The sequence below is a fragment of the Streptomyces sp. NPDC015346 genome (assembly GCF_043078785.1).
Classification (GTDB): domain Bacteria; phylum Actinomycetota; class Actinomycetes; order Streptomycetales; family Streptomycetaceae; genus Streptomyces.
Genome location: NZ_JBIBTW010000003.1, coordinates 588747 through 601682, shown reverse-complemented (window position 1 = coordinate 601682; position 12936 = coordinate 588747). Strand labels below are relative to the sequence as shown.

Annotated in this window: 10 protein-coding genes; 6 read left to right on the top strand and 4 right to left on the bottom strand. The window is 73.3% G+C overall.

What is annotated here, in order from left to right:
* Positions 1-5: 5 nt before the first annotated feature.
* Both ACF06X_RS13530 and ACF06X_RS13525 read left to right on the top strand, forming a co-directional pair.
* Positions 6-2141, top strand: a complete 2136-nt coding sequence (locus tag ACF06X_RS13530) for a SpoIIE family protein phosphatase (protein ID WP_392287405.1) — start codon at positions 6-8, stop codon at positions 2139-2141.
* On the top strand, positions 2119-3138 hold the full coding sequence (locus ACF06X_RS13525; protein ID WP_392287404.1) for a PHP domain-containing protein: 1020 nt from the start codon (positions 2119-2121) through the stop codon (positions 3136-3138). Before ACF06X_RS13530 ends, ACF06X_RS13525 begins: the two co-directional genes overlap by 23 nt.
* Before the next feature lie 106 nt (positions 3139-3244).
* Here the strand turns inward: ACF06X_RS13525 and ACF06X_RS13520 are convergent, their stop codons facing one another.
* Both ACF06X_RS13520 and ACF06X_RS13515 read right to left on the bottom strand, forming a co-directional pair.
* On the bottom strand, positions 3245-4636 hold the full coding sequence (locus ACF06X_RS13520; protein WP_392287403.1) for an NADP-dependent succinic semialdehyde dehydrogenase: 1392 nt from the start codon (positions 4634-4636) through the stop codon (positions 3245-3247).
* A 102-nt stretch (positions 4637-4738) separates the two neighbouring features.
* Positions 4739-5440 (bottom strand): ThuA domain-containing protein, encoded by a 702-nt coding sequence (locus tag ACF06X_RS13515; protein ID WP_392287402.1) that lies wholly within the window; start codon positions 5438-5440, stop codon positions 4739-4741.
* Positions 5441-5587: 147 nt separating this feature from the next.
* Between ACF06X_RS13515 and ACF06X_RS13510 the strand changes: the two genes are divergently transcribed.
* Entirely contained in the window at positions 5588-6394 is an 807-nt protein-coding gene (locus tag ACF06X_RS13510; RefSeq protein WP_392287401.1) for a class II aldolase/adducin family protein, read from the top strand.
* Between the two features lie 7 nt (positions 6395-6401).
* Here the strand turns inward: ACF06X_RS13510 and ACF06X_RS13505 are convergent, their stop codons facing one another.
* Positions 6402-7061, bottom strand: a complete 660-nt coding sequence (locus tag ACF06X_RS13505; protein WP_392287400.1) for a TetR/AcrR family transcriptional regulator — start codon at positions 7059-7061, stop codon at positions 6402-6404.
* Positions 7062-7205: 144 nt separating this feature from the next.
* Between ACF06X_RS13505 and ACF06X_RS13500 the strand changes: the two genes are divergently transcribed.
* The 3 genes from ACF06X_RS13500 to ACF06X_RS13490 are packed head-to-tail and all read left to right on the top strand — an operon-like array spanning position 7206 to position 11539.
* The gene (locus ACF06X_RS13500) at positions 7206-9779 is read left to right on the top strand and encodes an FHA domain-containing protein (RefSeq protein ID WP_392287399.1); all 2574 of its coding nucleotides are present in this window, start codon (positions 7206-7208) and stop codon (positions 9777-9779) included.
* A 36-nt stretch (positions 9780-9815) separates the two neighbouring features.
* On the top strand, positions 9816-10550 hold the full coding sequence (locus ACF06X_RS13495) for a hypothetical protein (RefSeq protein WP_392287398.1): 735 nt from the start codon (positions 9816-9818) through the stop codon (positions 10548-10550).
* Positions 10550-11539, top strand: a complete 990-nt coding sequence (locus tag ACF06X_RS13490; protein WP_392287397.1) for a serine/threonine-protein kinase — start codon at positions 10550-10552, stop codon at positions 11537-11539. Before ACF06X_RS13495 ends, ACF06X_RS13490 begins: the two co-directional genes overlap by 1 nt.
* A 68-nt stretch (positions 11540-11607) precedes the next feature.
* Here the strand turns inward: ACF06X_RS13490 and ACF06X_RS13485 are convergent, their stop codons facing one another.
* A complete protein-coding gene (locus tag ACF06X_RS13485) occupies positions 11608-12915 on the bottom strand; it encodes a streptophobe family protein (RefSeq protein WP_392287396.1) in 1308 nt (435 codons plus the stop codon).
* Between the last annotated feature and the right edge of the window lie 21 nt (positions 12916-12936).

The following is a 12936-nucleotide window of genomic DNA, read 5'->3' as shown; positions in this document are numbered from 1 at the left end:
GGGGGATGACCGAGGACGAGCGGCGCACGCGCAGTGGCGAGATCGGGCCCAACGAGCGGCTCGCCATGAATCGGACCGGCAGCTTCGACTGGGACCTCGACACGGGCACCATCGACGTCGACGAGGCGGGGCTGCTGGTGTTCGGGCTGGACCCGGAAGGCTTCGACGGGCGGCCGGCCTCGCTCGTCGGCAGCCTGGAGCCGGAGGAGCGCGCCCGGCTCGAGGCGGTGATCCGCCGTGCGATCACCAGCGGCGAATCGTCCTACACCGCGCACTTCAGGATCGAGGGGGAAGAGGGAACACCCCAGTGGACGCATGTCCAGGCGCGGATTCTGCGCACGCCGGACGGGCGGGCCCACCGGATCGTGGGGATCGTCCGGGACACCACCGCCGAGGTCACCCACTCCGCCTTCGTCCTGGAGCTGGAGAAGCGCCGCGAGGTGCAGACGAACATCGTCGAGCGGACCACGCAGGCGCTGTCGCGCGCGGTGACCGTCGACGACGTGACGGCGGCCCTCACCGGTCCGGGGGGCCTCGCCCGGCTCGGCGCCGACGGCCTCGCGCTCGGTCTGGTCGAGAACGGCTCGCTCAACGTCATCGCGCTCAGCGGGGAGTCCCTGGACGCTCTGAACGACTTCCGCAGCCGCCGCCTGGACAGGGGGCTGCCGCTGGCCGAGGCCGTGCTGAGCGGGCGGCCGCGGTTCGTGTCCTCCTTCCAGACCCTGGGGCGGGAGTTTCCCGAACTCGCCCCGTATCTCGGCCGGCTGAAGTTCAAGGCGGCCTGCTATCTGCCGCTGGTCGCGCAGGCCCGCTCGCTCGGCGGCATGGCGCTGTTCTACCGGGGCCGCGCCGCCTTCAGCGCCGACGAGCGCAACCTCGCCCTCGGCCTCGCCGCGATCGTCGCCCAGTCGCTCCAGCGGGCCCTCCTCTTCGACGAGGAGCGGGAGCTGGCCACCGGGCTCCAGGAGACGATGCTGCCCCGCCGCATCCCGGCGATCACGGGCGGCGAGATCGCGGTCCGCTACCACGCGGCGTGGAGCGGACGGCAGGTCGGCGGCGACTGGTACGACGTGATCTCGCTCCCCCGCAGCCGGGTCGGGATCGTGGTCGGCGACGTCCAGGGCCACGACACCCACGCGGCCGCCATCATGGGCCAGTTGAGGATCGCGCTGCGGGCGTACGCGGGTGAGGGCCACGCTCCCTCGACCGTGCTGGCCCGGGCCTCGCGCTTTCTCGCCGAGCTCGACACCAACCGCTTCGCCACCTGCACCTACGCCCAGGTGGACCTGGGCACCGGGACCGTGCGCGCGGTCCGCGCCGGGCATCTCGGACCGCTGATCCGGCACACGGACGGTCGCGTCGGGCAGCCCAAGCTCAGGGGCGGGTTGCCGCTCGGTCTCGCGACCGTGTTCGGCGACGAGGAGTTTCCGGAGACCCGGCTCGACCTCGTACCCGGCGAGACGCTGGTGCTCTACACGGACGGGCTGGTCGAGCAGCCGGGGTCGGACATCGAGTCCGGGATGGCGGAGCTGTCGGCCGCGATGAGCAGCGGCCCGCCGCAGGCGGAGGCCCTCGCGGACCATCTCTCCGAGCGGCTGTGGGAGCGGTGGGGGGCGGGCGACGACGTGGCGCTCCTCGTCCTGCGGCGCAGCCCGGACCCGGGCACTCCGCGGGCGCCCCGCATCCACCAGTACGTCCACCAGGCGGATCCGCAGGGGCTCTCGGACGCGCGGGCGGCGGTGGGACAGGCGCTGCGGGACTGGGGCATGTCCGAAATGGCCGATGACGCCGAGCTGTTGACCGGCGAGTTGCTGGTGAACGTGTTGCTGCACACCGAGGGTGGAGCGGTGCTCACGCTGGAGGTGCTGCCCGAACCGGTGCGGCGGGTACGGCTCTCGGTGCAGGACCGTTCGAGCGCGTGGCCCCGGCGCCGTACGCCGGGCGAGGCGGCGACCTCGGGACGGGGGCTGATGCTGCTCGACGCGCTGGCGTCGCGGTGGGGGGTGGAGCCGCGCGGCGAGGGCAAGGCGGTGTGGTGCGAGATCGGCCCCGTCGAGAGGACGGTGGCGGCCACCGGAGTCGCGGCGGGGGCGGCCCGAGCGGACGGAGGAGCACGCGGTGGATCCCGTGGCGGCGCTTGACCGGATCGCCTTCCTGCTGGAGCGCGCGCAGGCCCCGACGTACCGGGTGCGGGCGTTCCGTACCGCCGCGGCGGCCGTCGAGGCGATGCCGGAGGGTGAGGCGGAGCGCCGCGCCGCCGCCGGGACGCTGGAGTCGGTCAAGGGCATCGGGCCGAAGACGGCGGCGGTGATCGCGGAGGCGCTGGCCGGGCGGGTCCCCGCCTATCTGGCGCGGCTCGAGGAGGAGATCGACGTCCCGCCGGTCGCGGGCGGCGAGAGCCTGCGGGCGGCGCTGCGCGGTGACTGCCATCTGCACTCCGACTGGTCCGACGGCGGCAGCAGCATCGAGGAGATGGGCCGTACGGCGGCGATGATCGGCCACGAGTGGGCCGTACTGACCGACCACTCGCCGCGCCTCACGGTCGCGCGCGGTCTGTCGCCGGAGCGGTTGCGCGAGCAACTGGACGTGGTGGCGCGGCTGAACGAGGAGTGGGCGCCGTTCCGGCTGCTGACCGGCATCGAGTGCGACATCCTGGAGGACGGCTCGCTGGACCAGGAGCCGGAGCTGCTCGACCGGTTGGACGTGGTGGTCGGCTCGGTGCACTCGAAGCTGCGGATGGACGCGCCGGCCATGACGCGCAGGATGGTGAAGGCGGTGCGCAATCCGCTGATGGACATCCTCGGGCACTGCACGGGGCGTCTGGTGAGCGGGGGGCGGTCGCGGCCGGAGTCGGTGTTCGACGCGGAGCGGGTGTTCGCCGCGTGCGCGGAGACGGGGACGGCGCTGGAGATCAACAGCCGTCCGGAGCGGCTCGATCCGCCGCGTCGGCTGTTGCGGCAGGCGGTGGCGGCGGGGGTCTGGTTCGCGGTGGACACGGACGCGCACGCGCCGGGGCAGCTGGAGTGGCAGATCTTCGGCTGCGCGCGGGCGGAGGAGTGCGGGGTGCCGGCGGAGCGGGTGGTCAACACGTGGCCGGCGGAGGAGCTGCTGGCGTGGGCGCGGGGTGAGGGACCGTAAGGCCCTAAGGACCGCAAGGGACCGTAAGGGCGGGTGACCGCGCGGGACGGGGGCGGGCCAGGGGCGGCGAGGACGGTTCGGGAGGGGGCGGGCCGGGAGCGGCGTGTCAGGTGCGCTGCCAGACCGTGGTGGCGTTGCAGAACTCGCGGATGCCGTGGCCGGAGAGTTCGCGCCCGTAGCCGGAGCGCTTCACCCCGCCGAAGGGGAGCGCCGGGTGGGAGGCGGTCATGCCGTTGACGAAGACGCCGCCGGCCTCCAGGTCCCGTACGAAGAGGTCGACGTCGGCGTGGTCCCGGGTCCAGACGTTGGAACTCAGCCCGAACGGCGAGTCGTTGGCGACGGCCACGGCCTCCCTGATGTCGCTCACCGGATAGAGGGTCGCGACCGGGCCGAAGGTCTCCTCCCGGTGGATGCGCATGCCGGGGGTGATGCCGGTGAGCACGGTGGGGCGGTAGTACCAGCCGTGCGGCCGGTCCTCGGGACGGCCTCCGCCGCACAGGACGGTGGCGCCCTCGCGTACGGCGTCGTCGACGAGTTCTTCGAGGTCGTCACGGCCCTGCTCGGTGGCGAGGGGGCCGACGTCGGTGGACTCGTCGAGGGGGTCGCCGACGGTCAGGGCGTTCATGGCGGCGGTGAAACGTTCGGCGAAGTCGTCGTAGACGTCGGTGTGGACGATGAACCGCTTGGCGGCGATGCAGGACTGGCCGTTGTTCTGCACGCGCGCGGTGACGGCGGTCTTGACGGCCCGGGGGAGGTCGGCGGATGGCATGACGATGTACGGGTCGCTGCCGCCGAGCTCCAGGACGGTCTTCTTGACCTCGTCGCCGGCGACCGCGGCGACGGAGCGGCCGGCCGGCTCGCTGCCGGTCAGGGTGGCGGCGGCGATCCGGCGGTCGCGCAGGACGGCCTCGACGGCGCCGGAGCCGATGAGGAGCGTCTGGAAGCAGCCCTCGGGGAATCCGGCGCGGCGGAAGAGGTCACCGAGGTAGAGGGCGGTCCTGGGGACGTTGGAGGCGTGCTTGAGGAGGCCGGTGTTGCCCGCCATGAGGGCGGGCGCGGCGAACCGGACGACCTGCCAGAGGGGGAAGTTCCAGGGCATGACGGCGAGGATCGGGCCGAGAGGGCGGTAGAGGACGCGGGCGGTGTCGGCGCCGGAGTCGCGGACGTCGGCCTGCGCGGGGTACTCGTCGGCGAGGAGTTCCTCGGCGTGGTCGGCGTACCAGCGCATCGCCTTGGCGCACTTGGCGGCCTCGGCGCGGGCGGCCGTGATCGGCTTGCCCATCTCGACGGTCATCGTGCGCGCGATGTCCTCGGCGTCCTCGTCGAGGAGATCGGCGGCGCGGCGCATGAGGCGGGCGCGCTCGGCGAAGGAGGTGGTGCGGTACCGGCGGAAGGCGTCGTGCGCGGCGGCGACGCGCCGCTCGACCTCCTCCTCCCCGTGGGCGTCGTACGTCCGCAGTGTCTCGCCGGTCGCGGGATTCACGGTGGCGATGGCCATGTCTCTCCTCCTGCCGTCTCCCCACGGGGAACCCTCCCGCGCCCGCGGCCCCGGCGCAATCGGGGGCGGTACGCGGGGGTGACGGGTCAGAGGCGTGACGGGTCAGAGGGGCCAGAGGGGCGATGGGGAGACGGACACCCAGTGGAGCGCGCCCGAGAGGTGGGCGCGGAACGTCTCGTCCTCGTAGGCCTCCGCCGCGTGGCCGAGCGCCGTGAAGAAGACCCGGCCCCGGCCCAGCTCACGGCCCCGGCCCAGCTCGCGGCACCACACCAGGGGGTGGTCCGCGCCCAGGGTTCCGCCCCGGTAGGTCGACTCGTCCGCGCGGGCCAGCACCCGTACGCCCGCCCCCCGGGGGTTCGACGTGAAGTTGTACCACTCGTCCGTCCACGACCACCGGTCCGGCAGCGGCGCCGTCGACGGGTGGTCGTGCGCCTCCACGCGGACCACGCCCGGCTGGATCTCGGGGTGGCCGTCGAAGCGGGTGCCGAGGAGGTCGCCGTAGAAGGGCCAGTCCGGTTCCGCGTTGGCCGCCGCGTGGATGGCGAGGAAGCCTCCGCCGCCACGGAGGTACGCCTCGAAGGCCGTACGGCCCTCCGGCGTCAGGACCGTGCCCGTCGTCGACAGGAACACGACCGCCGCGCACCCGGCCAGCCGCCCGGTCGTGAAGACATCGGGGTCCTCCGTCGCCTCGGCGGTGAGACCGGCCGCCTCCGCCAGTTCGGCGAGGGCGGCCGCACCGGCCGGGATCGAGTCGTGCCGGTACCCGGCGGTGCGGGTGTAGATCAGGACGTTCCTCTGCGGCACGGGCCGGCCCCTCGGTTCAGTAAGCGCTTTCCGCCCGACCGTAGCCACCGTGTCCCGACGACCGCAAGGCCGATCCATTGCCCCAACGGATACACCGCTGTATCTTTTCGGCGCGTGCCACGCCCGAGCGCCCTCCCGAGGAGCCCCATGAGCACCCTTCCGCCCGCACTCGCCGCAGCCGTCGGGCCCGTGCCCGAGGGCGTCACCCTCCCCCTGCCTCCCACCTTCGGTTCGGTCGAGGAGGAGCGGCGGTACCGCAAGGAGCAGCTCGCCGCCGGCTTCCGGATCTTCGGGCGGTTCGGCTTCTCCGAGGGCGTCGCCGGGCACATCACCGTCCGCGACCCCGAGAACCCGGACGCCTTCTGGGTCAACCCCTTCGGGATGAGTTTCAGCCAGATCAAGGCCTCCGACCTCGTCCTCGTCGACCACCAGGGCACCCTGCTCTCCGGCGACCGCCCCGTGAACCGCGCCGCGTTCGTCATCCACTCCCGGGTCCACGCGGCCCGCCCCGACGCCGTGGCCGCCGCGCACTCGCACTCGCTGCACGGCAAGGCGTTCTCCAGCCTCGGCGTCCCCCTGGACCCGATCACCCAGGACGCGTGCGCCTTCTTCGAGGACCACGGCATCTACGACGACTACCGTGGCGTCGTCAACGAGCTGGACGAGGGCGACCGGGTCGCGAAGGCACTCGGCGAGCACAAGGCGGTCATCCTCAAGAACCACGGGCTGCTCACGGTCGGGCACTCGGTCGCCGAGGCCGTCTGGTGGTTCGTCACCATGGAACGCTCGTGCCAGGCCCAGCTGTTGGCGATGGCCGCCGGTACGCCGCAGCTCATCGACCGCGAGACGGCGCTGATCACCCGGGGCCAGGTCGGTACGCACCTGGCGGGCTGGTTCCAGGCCCGCCCGCTGTGGGATCAGATCACGGCGTCGGACCCGGATCTCTTCGACTGACCGGACGTCAGCCCCGTTCCCCCGTGTCCGTCCGGTCGGCCCCGGCCGCCCCCTCCTGGGCGGCCTCCCGCGTCGACGCCTCGAGGAGCGGTGCGAGGAAGTCGCGTTCGAGGCTGCCCGGCGGAAGCTCCTCCGGCTCCACGTAGCTCTGCGCGAGGCCGCCCTCGCGCAGGGCGATCAGCAGCCTCGCGAACCGGTCGGCGTCCACCGTCAGTTCACGTCCGGCCCGGCGCAGTACGGTCGTCAGCCCGCGCGCGATCTCGGCCCGCAGCCGGGCGTCGTGCCGGGCGAGCACCCACGCCGCCTGGGGGTCGCGGATGGCGTGCAGCGTGAACTCGGTGGTGACCAGGTACCAGTCCCGTTCGTCCGGCTCGACCCGGGAGGCGAGCGCGGCGATCCGCTCCAGGGTGTACTCCTCGGCGGCGAGCCCGTCGATCGCCTCCGCGAGCCGCCGCACGGTCCGTTCGCTGTGCTCGTCGAAGAGGGCGAGGAAGAGCTCTTCCTTGCTGGCGAAGTTCGAGTAGTAGGCGCCGCGGGTGTAGCCGGCGCGCTCGCAGATCTGCTCGATCGAGGTCGCGTGGAAACCGTGCTCGGCGAAGGCCGCAAGCGCGGCGCGCAGCAGGGCCGCCCGGGTCCGGGGCCGGCGCTTGGTGACACCTTTCGGCACGGGTGGGGCCTCCTCACGTCCACGACGTCCGTCGTCCGTCGTTCCGTCCTCCACGATCGAGGCGCCCACGATACCGGCGGGCCCCGGACGGGCCGGGCGCTGCCCCGGGGGCACGGATCAGCCCTGGCGGATAAAATTTCACCCATGGGAGAACGGCCCGTCGCGCCCACCGCTCCCGAGCTCGTCCTCGAGATCGACGGGGACACGACCCTGATGAGTCCGAGCCGGGTCTACCGCATCGGGCGCGACCCCACCAGCGACATCGTGCTCGCGGACGCCCGTGCGTCCTGGCACCACGCGGTCCTGCGCGCCGTCGGCGACCACTGGACCCTGGAGGACGAGGGCAGTACGAACGGCACCTTCGCGGACAGCCGCCGTATCGCCCTCGGCGAGGTCGGTCCCGGCACGGTCATACGGTTCGGGCACCCCGGAGACGGCCCGCGAGCCGTCCTGTCCCCAGGCCCCGCGCCCGTCTCCCCGCCGGTGTCCGAGCAGGTGACACCGCCCCCTTCCGTACACGAACCCGTACGCGAACCCCAGTCCGTACGCGATCGCCGGCGGGAGCCCTCGCCGCCACGGGAGCCCTCACCCCCGCCGCCCGGGCCGCCACCCCCCGTACCGTCCCCCGGCCCGCCGGCTCCCGCGCCGCCGCGGACCCCGCCCCGCCCCTCCTCCGTCGCCCATCCCGCCGCCACCGGCACCTTCCGGCAGCCCACCTCCGTGCGGCCGCTGCCCGCCCGGACCGTGCGCATCGGCCGGGCCCCGGACAACGACCTGGTCGTCGACGATCTGGTGGTCTCCCGGCGCCACGCCGAACTGCTCGCCCACCCCGACGGCACCTACTGGATCCAGGATCTCGGCAGTCACAACGGCACGTACCTCAACGGCCGTCCCGTGGTCCACGCGCGCGTGACGCCGGACGACATCGTCGGCATCGGGCACTCCGCGTTCTGCCTCATCGGAAACCAGCTCGTCGAGTTCACCGACACCGGCGAGGTCTCCCTCGACGTGCAGGACCTCTCGGTCACCGTGCGGCAGGGCGGCCGAGGCGGGGGCGGGGGCGGCGGGCGCGGTGGACACGGCCGCGCGCGCAAGACCCTGCTTGAGGACGTCTCCTTTCCCGTCGGCCAGAAGTCGCTGCTCGCCGTGGTGGGGCCGTCCGGCTCGGGCAAGTCGACCCTTCTGGGCGCGCTGACCGGTCAGCGCCCCGCCGACCGCGGCACCGTGCTGTACGACGGCCGGGATCTCTACCGGGACTACGCGGAGCTGCGCCAGCGCATCGGCCTCGTCCCGCAGGACGACATCCTGCACCTTCAGCTCACCGTCCGGCGGGCCCTCGGCTACGCGGCCGAGCTGCGCTTCCCCGAGGACACCGCGGCGGCCGAACGCCGGGCCAGGGTCGACGAGGTGATCGACGAACTCGGTCTCGCCGAGCGCGCGGACCAGCCCATCCACAGTCTCTCCGGCGGCCAGCGCAAGCGCGTCAGCGTGGCCCTGGAGCTCCTCACCAAGCCGTCGCTGCTCTTCCTCGACGAGCCGACCTCCGGTCTCGACCCCGGCATGGACCGCTCGGTGATGCACATGCTGCGCGGCCTCGCCGACGACGGCCGCACCGTCATCGTCGTGACGCACAGCGTGCTGAGCCTGGACGTCTGCGACCGGCTGCTCGTCCTCGCGCCGGGCGGACGGGTGGCGTACTTCGGACCGCCGGACGAGACGCTGGAGTTCTTCGGCTTCGACCAGTGGCCGGAGGCGTTCGAGGCCTTCGAGAACGACCGCGACCGTGACTGGGCGGGGCAGTACCGCGCCTCGCGCCTCCACCGCCGGTACATCGCCGAGGCGATGAGCCGGCCGCCCGTCGCCGCCTCGGGGACGGTTCCGGAGCCCGGGCCGCCGCCCAAGGCGCAGAGCTGGGGCGCCCAGCTCCGTACGCTCGTACGCCGCTACGCCGCCGCCCTCTCCGCCGACCGGACCTTCCTCGCCATCATGGTCGCCCTGCCGTTCGTGATGGGCGCGATGGCGCGGGCGCTGTCGGAGGGCAGCCTGGGGCCGGAGTCGACGATGAACGTGCTGCTCATCCTCTGCGTCGGCGGCGTCCTGACCGGTGCGGCCAACGCGGTGCGCGAGCTGGTCAAGGAGCGCACGATCTACCGGCGGGAGAGAGCCGTCGGCCTGTCCCGTTCCGCGTATCTGATGTCCAAGGTCGTCGTCCTGGGCCTGATCACGGTCGTCCAGGCGGTCGTCCTGACCCTCGTCGCGCTCATCGGTGTGCCGCTGAACGTGCCGGGCGGCAAGGGCGTGCTCCTGCCGCCCCTGGTGGAGCTCACACTCGCGGTCGCCCTGCTGTCCTTCACAGCGATGATGCTCGGTCTGTTCGTCTCCGCCCTGGTGCGCAAGGAGGAGGTGACGATGCCGCTGCTCGTCCTCCTCGCGATCGTCCAGGTGGTCTTCTGCGGTGCGCTCCTGACGGTCCACGGCTCGCCGGTCCTGGAGCAGCTGGCATGGCTCGTGCCGGCGCGGTGGGCGTTCGCCGCGATGGGGGCGACCATCGACATCGGCAAGATCGCACCGAGCGAGAAGACGGACGATCCGCTCCTGCACCACACCCTGGAGGCCTGGCTGTTCGACATGGGGATGCTGGTGGTGCTCAGTCTCCTCCTGGGCTTCGCCGTCGCGCGGCTGCTGCGCCGCCACGAGCCGGTGATCATGCGGAAGTAGGAAGCACGAGGAAGTACGAGGGAAGGCAGGCGGCCCATGGGCATCCCGGTCACTCCGTCCGTACCGGCGTACGTTCCGGAATTCCGGCCCACGCACGTCGTGCCGCGCGACGGCCTGCCCGCGTGGGAGGCGCCCGACCCGGGGCTGCCCACCGTGCCGCTCGACGCGTTCCTGCCGGTGCAGCTCGTGGAGCGGGTCGGCGACTGGGGGCAGGTCGTGTGCTCCAACGGCTGGTCGGCCTGGGTCGACGCCCGGCTCCTCGTCTCCGTGCCCGTGGATCCGCCCGAGGCTCGCAAGCCGCTCGCCAGGACCGCCGATCCGCGGCCGTTGCTCGCACGCGTCGAGGAGTCGCTCGGCCGCTACCGGCGCGCCGCGGAGGAGCTGGCGGCGGGGCGGACGGACGGGGACACGTTCCGCAGGCGTACGCGGGGACTGCGGGTCGGGATGGTGGTGGACGGCGAGTCGCTGTGGCTGTACGACGCCGAGCACGAGCGCTGGGTGTACTGCGACGGGATCGGTCTCAGTACGTACGCCGCCTCGGCCGGGCCGTCGGCGGGCGCGGCGGTGCCGGTCGGCGCGCCCGCCGGGCATGAGCCGACCCAGGTGGTGGCGCAGGTCGAGGGACGGATCGAGAGCGCCGGCGACGGATCGGGCGAGGGGTCGGGCGACGGGCGGGGCGTGAGGCCCGCCGGTCCGCCGCCGACGCAGGTGGTGGAGGGGCCGCCGCCCACGCAGGTGGTGGACCGGGCGCGGCTGCCGGGTGAGGACTGATGGCCGGCGCGACCCGCGACACGGATCTGCCCGCCGGCCGGGAGTCCGGCCTGGTCGGCAAGCAGATCGCCGGCTATGTCGTGCAGGCCGAGATCGGGCGCGGCGGGATGGCGGTCGTGTACCGGGCGCGGGACGTACGGCTGGACCGGACGGTGGCCTTGAAGCTGCTCGCGCCCGAACTGGCCCGCAACGACACCTTCCGCAAGCGGTTCGCGCACGAGTCGCGGGTGGCGGCCGCGATCGACCATCCGCACATCGTCCCGGTCTTCGAGGCGGGCGAGACCGAGGGGGTGCTGTACATCGCGATGCGGTACGTCCCCGGGCAGGACCTGCGGGCGCTGCTTGACCGGGAGGGCGCGCTGGCCCCGGTGAAGGCGGGGCGGATCGCCGTCCAGGTGGCCTCGGCCCTGGACGCGGCGCACGCGCACGACCTGGTCCACCGGGATGTGAAGCCGGGCAACATCCTGGTGGCCGAGGGCACCGACCGCGACCATCCGGAGCACGTCTACCTGACGGACTTCGGGCTGACGAAGAAGTCGCTGTCCCTGACCGGCCTCACGACGGTGGGGCAGTTCGTGGGGACGCTCGACTATGTGGCGCCGGAGCAGATCTCGGGGAGGCCGGTGGACGGCCGGTGCGACGTGTACAGCCTGGCGTGCGTGGTCTTCGAGACGCTCACCGGGGTGCCGCCGTTCCGGCGCGACGACGACATGGCGCTGCTCTGGGCGCACCAGTACGATCCGCCGCCGCCGCTCTCGTCCGAGCGGCCGGGACTGCCGGACGCGGCCGACGCCGTGCTCGCGAAGGCCTTGGCGAAGGCCCCGGAGGAGCGGTACGGGACGTGTCTGGAGTTCGTCGCCGCGTTGCGGGCGGCCCTGGAGCGGGGCGGTCCCGGGCCGGAACGACGGGAGGGCACGGAGGGGCCCGAGCCGCCGACCGCGCCGCCGAGGCCGCCGAAGTGGGCGCTTCCGGTCTTCCGCGAGCCGTAGAGCCTGGAGCCGTAGAGCCGTGGGACCTCAGGACTCGGCCGTAGGACCTCAGGACTCAGGAGGGGGCATCAGGAACGCGGAGGCAGGGGGCCGGCCTCGTCCTGGGCGGGGCGGGGTTCGATCTCGCCGCGGCGGTGGACGCGGGAGGCGAGCAGACCGCCGACGAGTCCGGCGACGAGGCCCCACAGCAGGGCCAGGCCCGCCGTCTTCCAGACGTGGGGGCGGAGCAGGACCTCGCCGCCGAGGGATTCGAGTTCACCGATGCCGAGGATGGACAGCCCCATGCGCGCGTCGACCAGCGTGAGCGGGGCGACGACCAGGATGGTCAGGGCGAAGGCGATGCCCAGGTGCAGGGCGTGCTGCCAGAGCCGGATCCGGGCCGGCGAGCGGACGGCCGCCACGAAGGCAACCGCCAGGACCAGGACGGCCGCCACCGGCAGCAGCCACCAGGCCCGGGAGTCCTGGGAGACGAGGGAGGACAGGTCCACGGTGGACAGTCCTGAGGAGCCGGGGCTGCGCAGTACGGAGTCGAGGATCTGTGGCATGGGCAGCCCGAACGGCCCCTCGGCCCTGCCCTCCCAGGAGCCGCCGATGCCGACGCCGAGGGCGAGCCAGCTGACGTTGGGCAGGCCGAGCAGGACGACGGCGAGGGTCTCGGCCGCGTGGCCCTTGGTGGCCGCCACGACCACGCCGACGACCAGCCCGATCAGGACGTACGCGAGCAGCAGGAGCAGCATCGCGAAGGCGGCCGGTCGGACCGCTTCCTGGTAGCGGACGAGCCGGGGCGGCAGCGGGGTGCCGCGGGAGACGAGGAGGGCGATGAGGAGCACGCCGAGGATCCACAGGAGGCCGTAGAAGAGGGTGGGGCCGACGTCGGTGCGGAAGCCGACCGTGGGGTTCACCGCGTCGAGCAGCTCGCCGAAGAGGTCGGAGAGGGGGTCCTGTTCTTGGCCGCCGCCGAGGGAGACGCGGAAGTCGTGGCGGGCGAGGGCGGAGAGCGCGGCGAGCCCGGCCAGCCAGAGGACGACGGTCCAGGCGAGCCGGGCGCCCAGTTCGCCGGTGCGGGCGACGGCGTGGTGGCGCAGCGGGCGCAGGAAGCAGAAGCCGGTGACCAGTGCGCCCACCAGGGTGACGGTGAGCGGCATGGCGGTGAGTTCGGCGTTCGTGCCGGCGAGGGCGCCCGCGTCGCCGGAGAGGTCGACCTGTCCGCCGGCGGCGATGACGACGACCGCGGCGACGACGTTCGGGAAGCCGCCGGGCAGGTCGGCCGCGCCGGCGGCCCAGAGACCGAGTGCGGCGGTGGCGGCCATCGCCAGGAACCCGGCGACGACGGCGGCGAGGGCTTCGCCCCCTTGGCGGACGAGGTGACTGGTCACCCGGCCCACGCTAATACCGGC